Below are 17,148 nucleotides of genomic sequence, written 5' to 3'. Positions count from 1 at the left end.
CGATGAACGGCAGCAAGCTGATCACCAAGGTATACAAGGGCTATGGCAAGGCAGCTCAGCGGATCGGGTTTCCCTATCAGCAGTTCCGGGCGACATCACCCAGCAATCCGCTATCTACCACCGCACTGCAATCGCTGCCCTGCTCTTTCACTACCAATTTCACCTTCAATCAGCCGAACAAATACGGCCAGGCCACCTGGCTGGGCATTTTCGATGGCACGAATGTTGAGCCTGGTGACTTTTTGGTCGGGCGCCAAGGAACGTATTTCGTTGCCGCCATGCAGGACCTGCTGCCGATCTACTGCGTGCAGTGCAACCGCACCGTCAGCGTACTGCGTGTGGGCATGGACTCTAGCGTCGGCCAGATTGACTATGGCGGCGACACGTTAGAAACCGAGCAGGTGCTGATGTCCGGCTGGCCCGCAAGCATCCTACAGGGCACAAAGGGCGAGCAGAACGAAGCCAAGCTGCCGGGGGATGTCCGTACGCCCTGGTGGGCCATTCTGATGCCTGCATGGCCCGGTATCGTGCTGCGCACCAGCGACATCATCACCGACGACCTCGGGCGCAAGTATGCTATCTCCAGCGCTGAGCTGACCGACATGGGTTGGCGCATGACGGCAAGACAAGAGCAGGTGTGATATGGCTGACGTTACCGACGTTCTCAATGCTCTCGCAGCCATGACTGCCCAAGCGATCTATCCGAATGGCACCAGCGGAGCCAGCGCGGCTGGCGTACCGGTAAAGGCTTACGCCGGCTGGCCAGTGCCGAACGTCCTTGAGAGTGACCTCAAGGCCGGCAAGGCCCACGTCAGCGTGTACCCGCTGCCAACAGAGCGCAGAACCAGCCGACACATCGGCAGGCGCTGGCAAGTAACCGCCCCCGGCACCCCTACCATCACTGCAGCAGTGACGCTCAATCAGGTGGTGCTGGGGGGTACGGTTACCACGCCACAGAACCTGTACCTGCTGGTCAATGGCAAGGGTTACGCCTATGCCGTGCAGGCAACCGACACGCTGGCTGGTATCGCCACGGCGCTTGTAGCCCTGCTGCATGGCGACTTCCCTGCCGCCAGCAGCAACGGCGCGACCTTGACCATTCCTGGCGCGTACAGCGTGATTGCGCGGGTCGGTGCTGTTGGCACTGCCATGCAGGAGTTGCGCAGGCAGGAAAAGCAATTCCAGGTCAGCATCTGGGCGCAGACACCGGCCATGCGCTCAGCTGTTGCGGGCGTGGTGGATGCGGCCTTGTCGATCAGCAGCGACGTTGTGTTCCCGGATGGCTCGCACGGCATCTTGCTGTACAGCCACAGCTTCGAAAGTGACCAGACGCAGAAGTCTGGCCTCTATCGCCGCGATCTGATTTTTACCGTCGATTTCGCTACCACGCAGACCGCCGCAGCGCCGCAAGTCATCGCTCCGGTCATCAGCATCACCAATCAGGCCAACGGCCAACCCATCCGAACCATTCAGGAGTAACCCATGGCAGACAAGTCCGCCCCCGCCGCCCCGGCCTTTGAGCTGGTGGTGATTCGCCCCTTTGCCGACTACCAGCGCGGTGATCACATCAAGGATGCCCAGGCTGTTGCCGACATCCTGGCTGGCGAATGCGCCGGCTACGTGAACAAGATCACGCCGACCGCAGAATAAGCACTGACCGCTCAACGATAGAACCCGCCTCATGGCGGGTTTTTTCATTTCAGGAGGAACGCCATGCCCGTTTACCAGGCAGGCAGTTTGAATACCGCCGCGCTTACCGCGCCCGACCTGTATGTACAGGTCCTTGCACCGAAAGTCCGCCTGATCAACGGCGTGGCCACGGATATCCTCGGCATTGTGGGCGTCGCATCGTGGGGACCGACCAATAGCCCGTTCCTGATCGGCTCGCCTGCTGACATGCAGCGCCTGATCGGCAACCAACAAGTACGCAAGTACGATCTGGCCACCGCCGTGGCCGTGTCGCTGCAGCTGGGTGCGGCCAATATCCGCGCCGTGCGCATCACTGATGGCACTGATGTGGCCGCCAGTGTGGCCGTGAAGGATGTCGCCGGCACCGTGACCGGCATCACTCTTACCGGCTTCTACGCCGGTACGCTGGGCAACAACATTCAGGCGGCCGTTACCACTGGCACTGCCGTGGGTAGCTACAAGCTGACCATTAACATGCCGGGCCAGACGCCGGAGGTCTTCGATAACATCACCGGTAGCGGCGCTGCACTGTGGACCAACATGGTGTCGGCAGTGAATAACGGCCAGTCTGGCATCCGTGGTGCTTCGCAACTCGTCGTGGCTACGGTCGGCACATCCACGACCACTCCGAACGTCAGCACGGTTTATTCGCTGACTGGCGGCACGGATGGTGCGACGACCATTACCGATGCCCTGCTGGTCGGTACCGATGGCACCAGCACCACTCGCAAGGGCATGTATGCGCTGCGTGGCAGCGGTGCACAGGTGGTCAATCTGATCGACCTGACTGACAGTACCCAATGGCCGGCCATGCTGACCTTCGGCTTGGCTGAGGGTTGCTACGTGCATACCCAGGGCACCGCAGGGGCAACCTACGCCAGCGTTTCCACCACACTGAATACCGCTGGCGTGGACGGCTACGCCCTGAAGGTCATGGTTGGTGACTGGGTGTACTGGTATGACCAAGTCAACGGTATCAACCGCATGTTGGCTCCGGCCACCTTTTCTGCTGCCGAACTGGCAGCCCTGTCGCCGCATATCTCGCCGCTAAACAAGAAGTTGACCACGGTGGTCAGCACCCAGCGTGTGACGGCGAGCCAACCGTACAGCCAGGCAGAAATCGGCGCGATCAACACCGCTCGACTGGATGTGATCACCAACCCCTGCCCTGGCGGCAACTACTTTGGCCACCGCTCCGGCCTGAACTGCTCCAGCAACCCCACGCAGAACCGGGACACCTACACCCGGATGACGAATTTTGTCTGCCTGACCATTGCTGCGGCATACGGCTACGTGATTGGTCAGAACCAGACGCTGGACCTGCGCCGAGAAACCAAGTCCTCGATTGAAACCTTCCTTGCCAACCTGCAAGGCCAAGGCATGATCGGCGACCCGAATGGCGGGCCGTGCTTCAGCGTGCAGCTGGATAAGACCAACAACCCAGACAGCCGCGTGGCGCTGGGTTACATGCAGGCTGACGTGCAGGTGAAATACCTGAATGAAGTCCGCTACTTCCTCGTCAATATTGAAGGCGGTGGCTCCGTGTCCATCACCGTATCGACCACCCCGCGCTAATTAAACCTGCAGGCCCTCTTCGTGAGGGGCTTTGCTATTTAGGAGACTGCTATGGCAGATCAGGGTTACAGCCTGGGGCGTGATGTCGCCATCGACATCATCACGGCGAGCGGACCGCTCCGCCTGCCCAAGGTCACCAAGTTTTCCAGCAAGCCGAAGTTCGCCAACCAGGAAATCACCACGTTGGATGGCAATACCGACGAGCTCCTTACCCCCAAGGGTTGGGATGGTGACATTGAAATCGAACGGGTCGATGCCACCGCCGACAACTACCAGGCCCAATGGGAAGACAACTGGTTCAACGGCGTGAGCAACGGCACCGTCACCATCACCGAGACCATTACCGAGACTGGCGGCAGCACTTCTGTGTATCGCTACGAAGGCGTGGTGCTGCGTCTGGACAATGCTGGTACCAAGCAAGGCGACAAAACCGTCCCGCAATCCTTCAAGTTCACCGCCCGCCGCCGCAAGAAAGTGGGCTGACCCCTTCGGCGTGGCAGCGGGGTACCGTGGCCGGGTTCGTCGCCGGCCAGCCACGCCAATCTGACGACTTCTGACGAGAGGACACCATCATGGTTCTGAAAGTACACGACACCCCGCAAGAGGCTGCCAAGCCGGCCGCCCCCACCAAAGAAACCGTCACCGATAGCAAAGGCCGGGTAATTACCCTGCGCCAGCTGGACCCACTGCAGCAGGCGCGCTTGGTCATGGCTGTGGGTGGCGATGTGGCAGCCAACGCCACCTACATGAACGGCTTCGCCCTGCCGGCCGCCATGGTCGAATACATCGACGAGGACTACTACGGCCTGCCCGGCACTATCACCCAGCTGGAAGGCATGCTGAAAATCCTTGGTACCGAAGGCATGGCAGCTATCAACCTACACATGCTGGCCAAGTTCGAGGCCATGAAGGAAGAAGCCGACAAGGCAGCGCAAAGCGCTGAGCAGGCCGCCGCAAAAAACTAGCCCAGAACCCCGATTTCCGCAGCCGCTGCTGGCTGGTACGAAACGGGGTTCCATTCGACAGGGTGTTTGATGTCGGGCCACTGATGGCGCATGAGCGGACGGCCATGTCGATCACCTTCAGCGAGTTTGAGGGCAACGAGTTCGATTGGCATGCAATGCAGTTCAAGGAGCGCAAGGATGGTTGAGTTCAAGACGCTGGGCGACTTGGCCCTCCACTTTGCGTCCCTGCCGGCACAGCAGGTTATCGAGCTGCAGCACGGCCTTGAAGTGTGCGCCAGAAAGATCGAGCAGACCGCCAAAGATGAAATTGGTCACTACCAGAGCGCTGTAGGGCCATTCTCTGAATGGGCAGATCTGGCCGACTCCACAGAGCAGGACAAGGCCGCCCACGGCTATCCGGTGGATGCGCCGCTGCTGCGTTCTGGCGAGATGCGCGACAGCATCACGCATGAAGTGCATGGGCTTGAAGCGGTGATCGGGTCAAAAGACCCGAAGATGGTTTACCACGAATTCGGAACCGCCAAGATGCCGCCCCGGCCGGTGATGGGCCCGGCACTGTTCCGAAACAAGGATTTCATCCTTAAGGTGATAGGCAAGGCGGCCGTGTCGGGACTGGTGGGTGGTGAGCGGATTCACCCTGACCTGGGCTATGAGGACTGAGGATCAAACATGAGCACGATGAAAAATGCCCAGCGAGAGCCGGGCGTGCAAATCAGCCTAGTTACTATCAATCACTTGTCTGGCCACCAGGCTCAATACCTGAAAGCCCAACAAGAGCCGGGCCAGCCTGTGACGTACACTGCCACGATCACGTTCGACCACAGCGCTATCGAGTCTCAGATTAATGAGGCAAGGCTAGCTGCCCAGGCCCTTCCCGAAAAGGTCAGAAAGCGCTTCGTTGATGCCTTTGTCCACCTGGTTCTTACAGAAGGCAAGGAAGTCAGCTTTGCTGAACGACCCGCCACAAACGGCACAGTGGGCGGTGTATTCACCGTCACTCTCCGGGGTGTGAGTGATCTGATCACTACCGCAATGAATACAGCGCGGCTCGAAGGTTAGATTGATCGTTTCTTCCATGACGTTCCTTTCGGTGCTGTTCGTTGTGAGAGACAACAGCATATGCCGATAAGCGAACGTCATCCATCCATTGAAAAAGCCGCCCGGAGGCGGTTTTGCTTTTCCAGCCTCACGTTTTCACGTGGGGCTTTTTTACGTCCACGGCTAGGGTGCGCGACCCGAAAAACAGTCGCCAAAATCTCCTGCACAACGATTGCTGCCGTGGACACCCCTTTGTGCAGGGTAGGAGAACGCTATGCAAAAAATCATTCAGGCTGACTTCAATGGCCAGGCCATGCACTTCACCGCCGACGGCTGGTTTAACGCGACCGATGCGGCCAAGAAGTTTGGAAGACGTCCGAACGACTGGCTTGCACTGCCGGAAACGGCGAGATACCTAGAGGCACTGGAACGCAAATACGGGAAAATCCCGTATTTCAAAACGAAGCGCGGTGGCGATACCGGAAAATCTGGTAACGCTCAGGGCACCTGGCTGCACCCCAAACTAGCCGTGCGCTTCGCGCAGTGGCTGGATGTTGATTTTGCAGTGTGGTGTGACGACCAGATAGATGGCCTCATCCGAAGTGAGATTTCCACACATCGCCCCGCTACCATCCCCAGCGCATCCCGCGACCGTGCCGTATTGCTGCACATGGCAGTGGACATGGTGCTTTTCCGTGGTGTTGGCTTCGGCAAGGCATATAGCCTGCTGAATGCCTACGCTGGCACCCATCACCTGGCGGAAATGTCGCTGGACCAAGTGGAGCAGACTGCTCAGTTTGCCGGTCGGCTGATGGTGGGCAGCGACACACGAGCGGACTGGTCACGAATTGCGGCAAACAATCCGGACATTGACCGGGAATTTGCCCAGCGCGGTCTGCCGTACGCTGCGTAGGCACCCAGGCCCCCGAAGTGGGGTTCTCGGGATGCCCGATATGGGCATGTCGGCATACCCCAAAATGAGGCACCGAATAAAGGTGAAGGCTGGGTTTGGGGTCAGAGCTGCATGGTGGAAATCACAATGAAGGTATTGCGATTTCCTCAATACCTCCATCACCATTTTGGTGACACCTTTACGCAACCGTTGTGATTTCCACCATGGTTGAAGCCTACTTATACCACTGGGCAACACCACCGTGGCCCGAGCAGGTTCCGCGATGATGTTGGCTAAAGCTGTAGCTGCCATCGCGACACTTGGCTGATGCGCCATTAGGCTTCTTGCCTGATTTGGTATGTGCCGGGCTGTGCACTTGCTCGCCATCCGAGTTGGTGTAGCCGCCATGCTCCATCAGGTCATCCTCTTGGATTTGCTCGGTGGACTGGTAATTTGGCTTCTTCGCCATTGCTGGCTGCATGGCAAGCACAGCTGCGAGTGCCAGAATAATGAATTTCATGGTCATGCCCTGGTGATTTATGGGAATGACATAATGACAGCCTGTAATAGCCTTGTCGCCATCAGGGAGCTGTACTTTGGGGATGATTTGACACCGCGCCAGTCGTGGGGTAGCCTGCAAGCTCCTAGCCAAATGCAGTACCCCGCGACTGATTCGCGGTATTTTTACGCCCTCATTCCGTGCAGCGTCTTTGACGAGGCACGTCAAAGCTTTGGGGGTTGCGGGTATCCGTAAGGACCCGGCGCTCATTTGGCGTAGGACAACCCCCTCCCTTATTGGGAAAAATCCTGAACAAATGGAGGCCATCATGGCTGCTACTCAATTCCCGTTCCAACCCAATTTCTACAACCTTGAACCGAAGTACCTTATCTCGCTGGCCGGCAACGAGCTGCGCACCACTTCGGCCAAGGTCGCTGACGCCTTTGGCAAATTGCACAAGAACATCATCCAGCGCATCGAAAGCCTTGATTGCTCAGCAGAATTTGCATCGGCTAACTTTTCAGCCCATGTTCAACAGGTCGAAGTTGGCAACGGTGCGAAGCGCGATTCCAAGCACTACGAAATGACCAAGGACGGCTTCATGTTCCTGGTGATGGGCTTCACCGGTAAAAAAGCAGCAATGATCAAGGAAGCCTACATCAATGCCTTCAACTGGATGGCTGGTCAGCTGCTGAACAAGCCGGAGCAGAAAACCACGGTAGACACCCGCACCCCGCTGCGCGATGCGGTGAACATGCTGGTGGCCAAGAAGAAGCTGATGTACCCGGACGCCTACGCCATCGTCCACCAGCGTTTCGCCGTCGGCCACATTGACGAGCTAACGCAAGACCAGATTCCGCAGGCAGTGGAGTATGTGCACCAGCTGGTGCTGGAAGGTGAGTGGATGCCAGCGCAGAAAGAGTTACCGCTGGTGCAAAAAGGCTACGTGCTGACCGAGCAGGAAGCAGCTGCGCTGTCAGGCGTGTTCAGCTGGGCCAAGCGGTCGGCATCGCTACTGAAAGACATGGAAGCACCGCTGCGGCTGCTGAAATCTTCGCTGGCCCCGGATGCGTTTGATGGTGGTAATGAAATCTGGCCACACCTGAGAAACACCGAGAAGGTGCGAGAGTATGCGCAGCAGTCTAGCCTGGCGCTGCAACGCAGAGTACTCGGATGATATGAAAAACCCGGCCTTGGCCGGGTTTGTTTATTTCTCCACCGCAGTTTTGCAGTGTGGGCAAATTTTGGCTTCTTTTTTCATCCACTCCGCACAGGCGGGGCACTTCACCCGACCGCTGGAGGCAAAGAACATGAGCACCGCAAGCGGGCCAAGAAGCAATCCGCCGATTACACCGCCTGCAACTCCAAACCCACGCTTTTGCGCTGCTACGACACCAATTAATGCGCCAAACAGCGCCCAAAAAATAAGCATACAAACCTCTCAGTTAGATACGGCTGTTTTTACCAAATAGAACAAAATAAAAAGCACACCACCTAGTATCGGTATTGCTACTGCCAAAAAGGCCAAATAAAGCAAGCTTGCACAGAACAAATACCAAAGCTGACCCAAGGTCGGCTTTTTTCTTGTCGGTGCAGGCTGATTAACCAGTACGAATTCAGCGCCGATAATTTAGAATATTATTCAACGATGTCGCACTGACTCATCATGGCAGCGTCAACGTAAGAACACTGGACGGTTACTTTATCTCCAGCCTTAATGGTGGCTGCGCGATCAACTGATTTCCCCCATGTACTGACAATATACGGGTCCATGGCATCATTAACCATCACCATAGCACCCGCAGCCTGTATTGAATTAACCGTATCCGTTACTTGGATACGCTTTCCTTTATAAAACAAAGATGCCTCAGTGGCATTTTCTGTAAATCGGTGCGAAATATCCGAATGACTTGTTTTTATGACTACTACTGAACTTGCGTTCTCAGCTTTTATTTCTTGATCGATTTTTGCTGGTTCATTTTTATTATTAAGTGCGCCGCCGATTATTGTAAACACGAAAAACCCAATAAATGAATAGCTTGCAGCCCTGGTACGAGACAAGTGGGTGCCATCTTTTTTCTTATAAATGCTTGGTTTTACAAGAGCAACAAAAATAGACAAGAAGCAAGAGCCTGCGATCAACAATGAAATAAAAACCATACCACCCCCTATTTATCACCAAGAACAATTATTAAAAACAACGCCATTACTGCCGATGCGCAAATAATCGGCACCAATATAAACCAGAGCAAAAAACCAGCTCTGACGATTTTGTACAACTTATCAATCCAGTCTTCCGACTGATGCTTCTCCTGCCCTCGCGGGATGAACTCTTGGCGTGGGTACTGCGCCCAGCGCACGCGCTCTGCCAGCCACTCCTGCGCACGGTAACGAAAGGAATATTTCATGGACAATCAGGCCTATAGCGTAGCGATCAAGCTCAGTTTAACCAATATGGTTAGCTCCGGCTTGAGCATGATTGCAAAAGACCTGCTCGGCCTGGAGAAGAATGTTGTCAATCTGCAAGACAAGTTCAAGGCGTTGAAGCTGATTGGTGTTGGCTGGGGCATGTCGCACGTTGGCGGGGAAATGCTGGGATTCATGGGTAAAACCATCGAGGCCAGCAAGGAATACACGCACCAAGTCTCCCAGTTGGGCATTCTCGGCATGAAGCAGGCCGATATCGCACAGGTGATTTCGGCTTCCTGGAAGACATCCCGCGATGTGATGACATCCAGCGCTGCCGATAATATCGAAGCCTACCGCGAGATGCGCGCCGTGTTCGGCTCCGGCCATGAGCACGAAGCGCTTTCCATGCTGCCAATGGCGCAGCGTGCCAGCGCTATCTTGGCATCGCTGACGGGTCAGATGCACAAGGTCAAAGATGTCGGCTATGACATGGCGAAGGCTGCAGAGCTAACCACTGTCGGCGGCATGACCGATGCCCAGATGCAGAAGCGCGCAGAGCAGTTCATGCAAGCGTCCATTGCCTTCGGTGGCAAGGTGAGCATGCAGGATTTCCATGGCGCGTTGAAGATGACGCGCGGCGCATCTCTCAATTACAACGACGACTTCATTTCCCACTACCTCCCTACCCTGATTCAGGAAATGAAAAGCGGGAACGGTGGTGGCCAGCAGGCCGGCACGCTGCTGCGCAACTTTGACCGCGCTGTAGTGCAGCAGGTCATTCCGTTGAACAAGCTGCAGAACTGGGAAGACGCCAACCTTATCAAGGCTGGCCATGTTGTCTGGAATAAGCACCACACTGGACTGAAGAAGATCACCCCGGGCGGGGTTGCTGGACAGGATTTAGCCAGCCAAAGCCCGTATCTTTGGTGGCAGCAGTATGGCGAGGCTGCAGTTGCCACGCTGATGAAAAAGAAAGGTTTGACCGACATTCAGGCCATCAGTGCACTGGCAACTAACCAGATGACAGCCGACTTGTTCAAGAAGCTGCACTTCCAGCACGCCCAGTTCGAGCGTGACAAGAAGATGATCGACGATGTCACGGCTGGTGGCGGCAGTAAGGCCAAGTACGACAAGCTGCTACAGACCGACCCGCTACTGGCACAGCAGGCCATGCAGAAGCAGTGGTCGAACGTCCAGGCCCGAATCGGCTATGAAATTCTGCCAAAGATGATCCCGTTCATGATCAAGTTCGCCGATGCGCTGGATGGCATTAGCCAATGGATGGAGCAAAACCCTGACAAGTTGAAATGGGTTGTCGGCTCATTTATAGGACTGGGAGTTGCATTGGACGTGATCGGCAAGGTGATGATGGGTGCTGGCATGGCGGTGCTGTTTGGGCTGGCTCCGACCTTTACTGCGGCGCTGGTTCCGCTGGGTCTTTTGGCCGCAGCGATAGTGGTGCTTCCTTTGTTATTTTTTAATAATTTTGATGAAATCATGATCGGACTGTCCGATATGTGGAAAGGCATCAAGACCGGGTTCGTCAAACTGCTATCAGGGGACATTCTTGGCGCATTTAGCTCCTTCACCAATGTCTTCCTTACCGGGTGGCAAACACTGTTCAACACGTTGATTGAAGGGTTGAACGCGGTACTGCCTGACTCAATGAAGATAGGTAAATTCCACTTTGCAGACTATGGGAATGCACCCCAGGCATCGTATTCCAACGAAGGCCGCGGCCACGTACCTGTTCCACCTCGTCAGCCGGTCGTGGTGCACATCAACCAACCCATCAACCTTGATGGCAAGAAGATCGCTCAGAACACCACGATGCACCAAGCCCGCGCAGCCAACGCCCCTGCTACCGGCTCCCCCACCTTTGACAAAATGATGGGTGTGCTGCAGCCGGGCATGCCAAGTATGGTTGGACGATAGATGGGCCTCCCCTACTCATCCGCCCCCAGCCTCTCTTTTAGGTAAGGAACGAAAATGCAAAACGACCCGCGTATCGATCTGGATAGCTTGCTATGGCACAAAGACGGGCTGCTGTTGGAGGGGTTTTCGCTGCAGGAGGAGTTCTGGGTGGCGCTCTCCCCCGCGGCGGGCTGGGTCAAATTCAAATTGGTCAGTGGAGCCCAAGCATGCTACCTACCTGCCGAAGTGCGTCCGGCGCATGAGCCAGTCCCGCATCCATTAGTTTCATTGCAAGGTGTTTGGTGGCTTCGGCAGGCAGCTTCTTCAGAGCATCAAGCCATATGCTCTTATCAGCAGGTGGCAGATCTTATTTCCAAGGAAATCACATGAAAAGAGATTGGGACCTGATCCGGGCCATCCTGGTGGTCGCCGAGGAATCCGAAGGGCCGCTTTCGACCGCCGATGTTGAAGGGTGGCCAGCAGACGCCGTGAACTACCACATTGAGCTGATCGTGGAGGCTGGCCTTGCTACCGGTGGCTGCACGACATACCTCAACAACGGCGGCCGCACTTGTCGGATTGAGTCACTGACCTGGCAAGGCCATGAGCTGCTGGATGGTATCCGCAGCAAAACGGCATGGAACGCCATCCAGCGCGTGGCCAAGGAAAAGGGGCTGGCACTGACATTCGAGGTGGTCAAGTTGGCCGCTGCCGAAGTCGTCAAATCGCTATTTCGCTGAAAGATCGTACATGAGCCTTCTCGACACCATGGCCGGTTTCGCCCAGGGCCTGGACCCGACGGCTGTGCGCCTACGCCTGGGCTCCTTCACCTTTCTGGACTTCGAGGTGCCGGAGCGCATCGCATTCGGCGCGCGGCAGCAGACGGTCATCCACCGGCTGGTGGGCGGCAAACGCACCATCGACCTGCTGGGCGAAGACTGGGACGCCATTCAGTGGTCCGGCATCTTCACTGGAAGCAGCACATCTGCTCGCGTCCAGGCGCTGGAGCGTATGCGCGCCGCTGGAAAACAGGTGGTGCTGACGCTGGATGACATCAGCTTCACTGTGGTGCTGGCCGAGTTCATTCCGGTCTATGAGTTCGCCTACAAGCGGCCTTACAGCATCAAGCTGGAGGTGGTGAAGCGGAACGATGCACCGGTCTATGCGGACGCCCTGACTGCCTCACTGGATGCGCTGATCAACTCCGATATCGGCAAAGCGCTGGACTTGGCCAACATCATCAACGTGCAGGCAGTAACCGATGCTGTCACTGCGGTGCAGTCCGCCGTGGCGGCCGTGTCCGATATCGCCACAGCGACTGTGGACGCCGTGCAGACCATCGTCCGGCCCATCATCGCGGCACAAGTGCTAATCCAGCAGACCATCGGCAAGCTGGAGGCTTCGGCAACGGCTATCACCACGCTGGGCGGCCTTATCCCCGGCAACCCAGTGTCGAAAGCCGTCAACAACGTGCTGACGCAGGTAGATCTGGCCACGCGCACCCCGGCGCTGTACCAGCTGCAGGACGTGCTGGGCCGGCTCAACAAGAACGTGACATCCGGCACCACGGCCAATGGCGTGCGAACTGTAACCCTGTCCGGCGGAAACCTGTACCAGGTGGCCAGCGAGTATTATGGCGACCCGTCGCAATGGACGGTGATTGCCTCTGCAAATGGCCTGACTGACCCACAACTGACCGGCATTCACACCCTGACCATCCCGGTGATAAAGAGCTGACCCATGGACGTAAACCAGATTCTCCCATCACACGCCCGGCAAATTGTCGGGCGTTGTCTTTTGGCGGGCACTGAAGTGCCGTTCGTGTCGTTCGATGTGGACAACAACAGCTTCGGCGCTGCGGACACCTTTTCCGTCACCTTCGCAGTGTCTGCCCTGCCGGCCAGCTTCGGCCTGCTGAAGTGGTGGGCCAATCAGACCAGCATCGAGGTGGAAATACACGCCGAAATCACCGCCAGCGGACAAACCAGCAAGGCGCAGCTGATTGTGGGCGATGTGGACACGTGGCGCTTCAATCCGGCCCGCATGGAAGTGATCGTGGAAGGCCGAGACTTCACCGGCAGGCTGATTGATGCCAAGTCGGCCGGCGAGAGCTTCAAGAACAGCACCAGCAGCCAGATTGCCACCCTACTGGCCTACCGGCACAACTTGGTTCCTGTCGTCACTGCCACAAAGGGGCTCTTCGGTGAGTTCTACCAGATCGACTCTGCCCACCTGAGTGGCGAACAGTCGGAATGGGAGATTCTGACCACCCTGGCCGGATTCGAAGGCATGCAGGTGTATGTGAGCGGCAACGAGCTGCATTTTGAACCGCAGACAGACCCGACCACGGCCGACCAGTACCTGATTCGCTGGACGCCACCCGGTGACAAGCCCTACCCGCAGGCCAATGTGGCCGATGACCTGCAGTGCGAGCGCGCGCTGACCATCGCCAAGGGCATCACGGTGCAAGTGCTGTCCTGGCATAGCCGGCACAAGAAGACGGTGCCGACGATTGCCTCCTACCCGAAAAACGCCAAGAGCGTGACGCCGGGCGGATCGACACCGAAGACGCAGACTTACCGGGTTATCCGGAATGGCCTGACGCCGGAAGATGCGATGAAAAAGGCGGAAGAGATCTACCGCCAGATCATCCAGCATGAAATGAAGGTCAGCGGCTCCATGCCGGGCGACAACCTGCTGACACCGCAAACCATCATCCGGGTAGAAGGCACCGACAGCCCGTTTGACCAGCTGTACTACTGCGATTCGGTGCGGCGCTCCCTCAGCTTCGAAGAGGGATACCGCATGAGTTTCACCGCCAAGAACCACAATCCCAATACACAGGTGTCCGGATGAAAGAGCTACTGAACGCCTTTGCTGCCCGGGCGCAGGGTGCGTTGGGCAATATGACCGGCACCCGGCAGGGGCTGATCACCGGCTATGACCCAGACTCTTACAGCGTAAAGGTCAAGATCATGCCGGAGGGGCAGGAAACCGGCTGGATTCCGCTGGGGACATGCTGGGCCGGTAATGGCTGGGGGCTGGCCGCTGGGCCGATGATCGGGGCGCAGATTGAGGTGGATTTCGATTCTGGCCAGATCGGCAATGGCCTGGGTGGCGATCAGTTCTACAACGACACCGACCGCTGCCCGGGGCCGCCGTCCGGCGAGTTCTGGCTGGTACAAAAGTCCGGCTCGCTGCTGAAGTTCCATAACGATGGCACGGTGGAAGTTACGGCGGCAGCCACGATCACTTACACAGCCACTCAGCATCACTTCGTCGGCCCGGTCCAGATGGATAACACCTTGCAGGTGACCCAGCAGATTGCCGGCAATGGCGGCATGGCCATTCAGGGCGGTACTGGTGCAGCCATGCAGGTGACCGGTGACATGCATTCCACCGGCACCATCACTGGCGATACCGATGTGATTGCCGCCGGCAAGAGCGGTAAGGGCCATACCCACCACGAAAACGGCACGGGCAGTAACACCAACCCGCCGAACTGAGAAATCCCATGAAAGACCTTTACCACTATGTCGGGAGCGACCTTACAGCCTCCCCGACAGGCGATCTGCTGCCCGTCACCGACATCGAGCGGGGCAAGCAACGGGTGCTGCGCCGGCTGATGACCAACCCTGGCGATTACATCCAGCACCCGGATTACGGCGCTGGTCTGGGTGAAAAGGTGGGCGACCTGCTGAATGTGAGCGAGTGGCAAGCCTTGATCAAGGGGCAAATGCTGCTGGAAGCATGCGTGGCGCAGGACCCGCCGCCGCAGGTGGCCGTGTCTGCCATTGATGGTGGCGCGGCCGTGGTCATTTCCTATACCGATGCACCCAGCGGACAGGGCGTCACGCTTGGCTTTGATGTAACGGGGTAATGCATGGCACTCAACATTCTTGATTTCACCACCATCGTCCGCAACCAGGTCACCGCCATCCAGTCGCGCGCGGCCGGACTGGTGGACCTGACCATCGGTAGCCTGATGCTGGCGGTCGTGGAAGCCAATAGCGGTGTCGTACAGTGGATTCAGCAGCTGATCGTTCAGCTACTGGTCACCGTGCGGGCGGCTACCTGCTCCGGTACCGACCTTGACAGCTGGATGGCCGATTTCGGTTTTACCCGCCTTTCTGCAGTGCAAGCCACCGGTCAGGTCACTTTCTCGCGCTTCACCGCGACCAATCAGGCTGTCATCCCTATTGGCGCTTCAGTAACGACTACTGACGGTACCCAGGCCTATACGGCCACGCTGGATACAACGAATGCCGCGTACAGCGCCACGCTCGGCGGATATGTCATCGCGGCCGGTATATCCAGCGTCACAGTACCGGTACTGGCCAATACCGCAGGCGCGGCAGGCAATGCGCTGGCCGGCACGGTAACCGTGATCACTGGCGGCATTTCCTTCGTCGACACAGTGACCAACGCCTCGGCATTTGCCAATGGCGCTGATGCACAGTCGGATACGGCATTTCGGGCCGCTTTCGTGCTGTGGGTGGCTTCGCTGTCCAAGGCAACCAAGGCCGCTATCGGCTATGCCCTGGCTTCCATGCAGACCGGTGTCACCTACTCGTTAGTGGAGAACCAGGACTACAGCGGAAACGTCCTGTACGGCTACTTCTATGCCGTCGTAGACGATGGCAGCGGCAACCCTTCCAGCACTTTCCTAGCTAGCGCGGCAAGTGCCATCGAGTCGGTACGGCCATTCTGCAGCCGCTACGGGGTGTTCGGCCCGGCGCTGCTGTCGGCGAACGTCAGCATGGTGATCACCACGGATTCCACCGTTACGCACAGCGTAGTCGTGGCCAATGTGAATGCGGCAATCCAGTCCTACATTGCCTCTCTATCGCTGGGGCAGCTGCTTTCCTACTCCAAGCTGATCAGCATTGCCTACGGGGTGACATCAGCCATCACCAACGTGACAGCCGTCACGCTCAATGGCGGCACGGCCGATCTGTCTGCAACGCAAAAACAGGTCATTCGACCCGGCACAATTTCGGTGGCGTAAATGGCGACAGGCGATCAAACCGATATGTTTAGCAGGTTGAAAAGCCTGCTGCCCCGTGGTTGGTTCCCGGACAGTACGCCTCTGCTGGACGGGCTGCTTTGGGGGTATTCCCAGGCGCTGGCCTGGCTGTACTCGCTCTATCTATTTGCCCAGGCTCAGACCCGAATAAAAACCGCTACTGGCGGCTGGCTGGACATTGCTGCGCAAGATTTCTTCGGCAACGGTCTCGTGCGCTATTCCGGCCAGAGTGATGACAGCTACCGCAACCGCATCGTGATCAACATTTTCCGGGAGCGTGCCACCCGGTACGGCATGCAGAAGATGCTGACCGACCTGACAGGCCGCGCCCCGCTGATTGTAGAACCGGCACGGCCTGCTGATGTGGGCTGCCTGGGGGTGACGGCAGCCCTCGGCGTGGCCATGGTCGGCAGCTACGTTTCTCCTTACCAGGCATTCGTCACTGCTTATCGGCCCCAGTCGAATGGCGCAGCCAACTGGCCCGGCATCAATACCAACGCATTCGGGATGGCGCTTTCCAGCGGGCTGCTGCCGAGCACCAAACTTTCACCAACGGTTTCCGACGCCGACATCATCGCGGCGATTGAAGCCACCCGGCCGGCGGCTACGGCCGTCTGGTACCGCATCAGCAACTGACACCTTCACCTTCCAACCAAGCTCGCTTCCGCGGGCTTTTTTATTGGGACCATCATGGACAGACAGATCGTCTACCCCGGCCAGATCCTGCCGGAAACCACACTGCTACAGATGACCAAGGACGCCATGATTGGCATGGCCAAGTTGTCGGCAGCCGTGCTGGGTACCGCAACCGTCGTCAACGGTTTTGCAGTCACGCCGACCAGCCCGGCGAGTTTGCAGATGAATGTCGCGCCGGGTGAGATTTACAGCCTGCAGAATATCGACGGCACTGCATTCTCCAGCCTTGCAGCAGACACTACTCACCAGATCCTGAAACAAGGCATTCTGCTGGATCAGGCCACACTATCGTGCCCGGCCCCGGCTACCGCTGGACAATCGATCAACTACCTGATCGAAGCCTCCTATGCTGACGTCGATTCAAACCCGGTGCTGCTGCCGTACTACAACAGTGCTAGCCCTTCATCGCCTTACAGTGGCCAGGGCAACAACGGCCTGACGCAGC

Annotated in this window: 24 protein-coding genes; 20 read left to right on the top strand and 4 right to left on the bottom strand. The window is 57.5% G+C overall.

Annotated features, from left to right (window positions below):
- Window positions 1-2 precede the first annotated feature (2 nt).
- The 9 genes from H2Z84_RS03795 (at window position 3) to H2Z84_RS03755 (ending at window position 6,180) form a co-directional block, all read left to right on the top strand.
- Window positions 3-641 carry a hypothetical protein gene (locus H2Z84_RS03795; protein ID WP_181834797.1) on the top strand — a complete coding sequence of 213 codons (639 nt, stop codon included), beginning with the start codon at window positions 3-5 and terminating at the stop codon, window positions 639-641.
- Window position 642: 1 nt separating this feature from the next.
- The gene (locus tag H2Z84_RS03790; protein WP_181834796.1) at window positions 643-1,479 is read left to right on the top strand and encodes a hypothetical protein; all 837 of its coding nucleotides are present in this window, start codon (window positions 643-645) and stop codon (window positions 1,477-1,479) included.
- 3 nt (window positions 1,480-1,482) lie between these two features.
- Window positions 1,483-1,650 (top strand): hypothetical protein, encoded by a 168-nt coding sequence (locus H2Z84_RS03785; protein ID WP_181834795.1) that lies wholly within the window; start codon window positions 1,483-1,485, stop codon window positions 1,648-1,650.
- A gap of 63 nt (window positions 1,651-1,713) precedes the next feature.
- Entirely contained in the window at window positions 1,714-3,264 is a 1,551-nt protein-coding gene (locus H2Z84_RS03780) for a phage tail protein (protein WP_181834794.1), read from the top strand.
- Window positions 3,265-3,315: 51 nt separating this feature from the next.
- Window positions 3,316-3,747 (top strand): hypothetical protein, encoded by a 432-nt coding sequence (locus H2Z84_RS03775; protein ID WP_181834793.1) that lies wholly within the window; start codon window positions 3,316-3,318, stop codon window positions 3,745-3,747.
- Between the two features lie 89 nt (window positions 3,748-3,836).
- On the top strand, window positions 3,837-4,229 hold the full coding sequence (locus tag H2Z84_RS03770; protein ID WP_181834792.1) for a hypothetical protein: 393 nt from the start codon (window positions 3,837-3,839) through the stop codon (window positions 4,227-4,229).
- A 177-nt stretch (window positions 4,230-4,406) separates the two neighbouring features.
- Window positions 4,407-4,889, top strand: a complete 483-nt coding sequence (locus H2Z84_RS03765) for an HK97-gp10 family putative phage morphogenesis protein (protein ID WP_181834791.1) — start codon at window positions 4,407-4,409, stop codon at window positions 4,887-4,889.
- Between the two features lie 9 nt (window positions 4,890-4,898).
- Entirely contained in the window at window positions 4,899-5,288 is a 390-nt protein-coding gene (locus tag H2Z84_RS03760; RefSeq protein WP_181834790.1) for a hypothetical protein, read from the top strand.
- 253 nt (window positions 5,289-5,541) lie between these two features.
- A complete protein-coding gene (locus tag H2Z84_RS03755; protein WP_181834789.1) occupies window positions 5,542-6,180 on the top strand; it encodes a KilA-N domain-containing protein in 639 nt (212 codons plus the stop codon).
- 214 nt (window positions 6,181-6,394) lie between these two features.
- On the opposite strand, the gene H2Z84_RS03750 is transcribed toward H2Z84_RS03755, so the two are convergent.
- On the bottom strand, window positions 6,395-6,679 hold the full coding sequence (locus H2Z84_RS03750) for a DUF3761 domain-containing protein (protein WP_181834788.1): 285 nt from the start codon (window positions 6,677-6,679) through the stop codon (window positions 6,395-6,397).
- A 295-nt stretch (window positions 6,680-6,974) separates the two neighbouring features.
- Here H2Z84_RS03750 and H2Z84_RS03745 point away from each other — a divergent pair, with 295 nt between their 5' ends.
- Window positions 6,975-7,835 carry a Rha family transcriptional regulator gene (locus tag H2Z84_RS03745; protein WP_258869280.1) on the top strand — a complete coding sequence of 287 codons (861 nt, stop codon included), beginning with the start codon at window positions 6,975-6,977 and terminating at the stop codon, window positions 7,833-7,835.
- Between the two features lie 30 nt (window positions 7,836-7,865).
- On the opposite strand, the gene H2Z84_RS03740 is transcribed toward H2Z84_RS03745, so the two are convergent.
- From H2Z84_RS03740 to H2Z84_RS03730, 3 genes are all read right to left on the bottom strand, one after another.
- Entirely contained in the window at window positions 7,866-8,090 is a 225-nt protein-coding gene (locus H2Z84_RS03740) for an Rcat domain-containing protein (protein WP_181834787.1), read from the bottom strand.
- Window positions 8,091-8,296: 206 nt separating this feature from the next.
- Window positions 8,297-8,818 (bottom strand): OB-fold protein, encoded by a 522-nt coding sequence (locus tag H2Z84_RS03735; protein ID WP_181834786.1) that lies wholly within the window; start codon window positions 8,816-8,818, stop codon window positions 8,297-8,299.
- Window positions 8,819-8,826: 8 nt separating this feature from the next.
- A complete protein-coding gene (locus H2Z84_RS03730) occupies window positions 8,827-9,066 on the bottom strand; it encodes a hypothetical protein (protein WP_181834785.1) in 240 nt (79 codons plus the stop codon).
- On the opposite strand from H2Z84_RS03730, the gene H2Z84_RS03725 reads away from it, so the two are divergent.
- From H2Z84_RS03725 to H2Z84_RS03680, 10 genes are all read left to right on the top strand, one after another.
- Entirely contained in the window at window positions 9,065-11,002 is a 1,938-nt protein-coding gene (locus H2Z84_RS03725) for a phage tail tape measure protein (RefSeq protein ID WP_181834784.1), read from the top strand. The two genes, H2Z84_RS03730 and H2Z84_RS03725, sit on opposite strands and share 2 nt — an antisense overlap.
- A gap of 54 nt (window positions 11,003-11,056) precedes the next feature.
- Complete coding sequence (locus H2Z84_RS03720) at window positions 11,057-11,371, top strand: hypothetical protein (RefSeq protein ID WP_181834783.1); 315 nt, start codon at window positions 11,057-11,059, stop codon at window positions 11,369-11,371.
- Entirely contained in the window at window positions 11,368-11,721 is a 354-nt protein-coding gene (locus H2Z84_RS03715; protein WP_181834782.1) for a DUF2513 domain-containing protein, read from the top strand. Before H2Z84_RS03720 ends, H2Z84_RS03715 begins: the two co-directional genes overlap by 4 nt.
- Window positions 11,722-11,731: 10 nt before the next feature.
- A complete protein-coding gene (locus H2Z84_RS03710; RefSeq protein ID WP_181834781.1) occupies window positions 11,732-12,718 on the top strand; it encodes a hypothetical protein in 987 nt (328 codons plus the stop codon).
- A gap of 84 nt (window positions 12,719-12,802) precedes the next feature.
- Window positions 12,803-13,837 (top strand): hypothetical protein, encoded by a 1,035-nt coding sequence (locus H2Z84_RS03705; RefSeq protein WP_220272682.1) that lies wholly within the window; start codon window positions 12,803-12,805, stop codon window positions 13,835-13,837.
- Window positions 13,834-14,487 (top strand): phage baseplate assembly protein V, encoded by a 654-nt coding sequence (locus H2Z84_RS03700; RefSeq protein WP_181834779.1) that lies wholly within the window; start codon window positions 13,834-13,836, stop codon window positions 14,485-14,487. The genes H2Z84_RS03705 and H2Z84_RS03700 overlap by 4 nt, the downstream gene beginning before the upstream one ends.
- Before the next feature lie 8 nt (window positions 14,488-14,495).
- On the top strand, window positions 14,496-14,861 hold the full coding sequence (locus tag H2Z84_RS03695; protein WP_181834778.1) for a phage tail protein: 366 nt from the start codon (window positions 14,496-14,498) through the stop codon (window positions 14,859-14,861).
- A gap of 3 nt (window positions 14,862-14,864) precedes the next feature.
- On the top strand, window positions 14,865-15,989 hold the full coding sequence (locus H2Z84_RS03690) for a baseplate J/gp47 family protein (protein WP_181834777.1): 1,125 nt from the start codon (window positions 14,865-14,867) through the stop codon (window positions 15,987-15,989).
- On the top strand, window positions 15,990-16,643 hold the full coding sequence (locus H2Z84_RS03685; RefSeq protein ID WP_181834776.1) for a UCP028438 family phage-derived protein: 654 nt from the start codon (window positions 15,990-15,992) through the stop codon (window positions 16,641-16,643). It begins immediately after the preceding gene.
- A 54-nt stretch (window positions 16,644-16,697) separates the two neighbouring features.
- On the top strand, window positions 16,698-17,148 hold a 451-nt coding region (locus H2Z84_RS03680), incomplete at its 3' end, for a hypothetical protein (RefSeq protein ID WP_220272681.1).

This window comes from Aquitalea aquatica (assembly GCF_013911085.1).
GTDB classification, from domain to species: Bacteria; Pseudomonadota; Gammaproteobacteria; order Burkholderiales; family Chromobacteriaceae; genus Aquitalea; species Aquitalea aquatica.
Note: the sequence above shows the minus strand (reverse complement) of the source record. Positions and strands in the feature narration are given on the sequence as shown.

Excerpts from the sequence above, each read along its gene's own strand:
- H2Z84_RS03795 (WP_181834797.1), top strand. The coding sequence starts at position 3 with ATGAACGGCAGCAAGCTGATCACCAAGGTATACAAGGGCTATGGCAAG.
- H2Z84_RS03790 (WP_181834796.1), top strand. The coding sequence starts at position 643 with ATGGCTGACGTTACCGACGTTCTCAATGCTCTCGCAGCCATGACTGCC.
- H2Z84_RS03785 (WP_181834795.1), top strand. The coding sequence starts at position 1,483 with ATGGCAGACAAGTCCGCCCCCGCCGCCCCGGCCTTTGAGCTGGTGGTG.
- H2Z84_RS03780 (WP_181834794.1), top strand. The coding sequence starts at position 1,714 with ATGCCCGTTTACCAGGCAGGCAGTTTGAATACCGCCGCGCTTACCGCG.
- H2Z84_RS03775 (WP_181834793.1), top strand. The coding sequence starts at position 3,316 with ATGGCAGATCAGGGTTACAGCCTGGGGCGTGATGTCGCCATCGACATC.
- H2Z84_RS03770 (WP_181834792.1), top strand. The coding sequence starts at position 3,837 with ATGGTTCTGAAAGTACACGACACCCCGCAAGAGGCTGCCAAGCCGGCC.
- H2Z84_RS03765 (WP_181834791.1), top strand. The coding sequence starts at position 4,407 with ATGGTTGAGTTCAAGACGCTGGGCGACTTGGCCCTCCACTTTGCGTCC.
- H2Z84_RS03760 (WP_181834790.1), top strand. The coding sequence starts at position 4,899 with ATGAGCACGATGAAAAATGCCCAGCGAGAGCCGGGCGTGCAAATCAGC.
- H2Z84_RS03755 (WP_181834789.1), top strand. The coding sequence starts at position 5,542 with ATGCAAAAAATCATTCAGGCTGACTTCAATGGCCAGGCCATGCACTTC.
- H2Z84_RS03750 (WP_181834788.1), bottom strand. The coding sequence starts at position 6,679 with ATGAAATTCATTATTCTGGCACTCGCAGCTGTGCTTGCCATGCAGCCA.
- H2Z84_RS03745 (WP_258869280.1), top strand. The coding sequence starts at position 6,975 with ATGGAGGCCATCATGGCTGCTACTCAATTCCCGTTCCAACCCAATTTC.
- H2Z84_RS03740 (WP_181834787.1), bottom strand. The coding sequence starts at position 8,090 with ATGCTTATTTTTTGGGCGCTGTTTGGCGCATTAATTGGTGTCGTAGCA.
- H2Z84_RS03735 (WP_181834786.1), bottom strand. The coding sequence starts at position 8,818 with ATGGTTTTTATTTCATTGTTGATCGCAGGCTCTTGCTTCTTGTCTATT.
- H2Z84_RS03725 (WP_181834784.1), top strand. The coding sequence starts at position 9,065 with ATGGACAATCAGGCCTATAGCGTAGCGATCAAGCTCAGTTTAACCAAT.
- H2Z84_RS03730 (WP_181834785.1), bottom strand. The coding sequence starts at position 9,066 with ATGAAATATTCCTTTCGTTACCGTGCGCAGGAGTGGCTGGCAGAGCGC.
- H2Z84_RS03720 (WP_181834783.1), top strand. The coding sequence starts at position 11,057 with ATGCAAAACGACCCGCGTATCGATCTGGATAGCTTGCTATGGCACAAA.
- H2Z84_RS03715 (WP_181834782.1), top strand. The coding sequence starts at position 11,368 with ATGAAAAGAGATTGGGACCTGATCCGGGCCATCCTGGTGGTCGCCGAG.
- H2Z84_RS03710 (WP_181834781.1), top strand. The coding sequence starts at position 11,732 with ATGAGCCTTCTCGACACCATGGCCGGTTTCGCCCAGGGCCTGGACCCG.
- H2Z84_RS03700 (WP_181834779.1), top strand. The coding sequence starts at position 13,834 with ATGAAAGAGCTACTGAACGCCTTTGCTGCCCGGGCGCAGGGTGCGTTG.
- H2Z84_RS03695 (WP_181834778.1), top strand. The coding sequence starts at position 14,496 with ATGAAAGACCTTTACCACTATGTCGGGAGCGACCTTACAGCCTCCCCG.
- H2Z84_RS03690 (WP_181834777.1), top strand. The coding sequence starts at position 14,865 with ATGGCACTCAACATTCTTGATTTCACCACCATCGTCCGCAACCAGGTC.
- H2Z84_RS03685 (WP_181834776.1), top strand. The coding sequence starts at position 15,990 with ATGGCGACAGGCGATCAAACCGATATGTTTAGCAGGTTGAAAAGCCTG.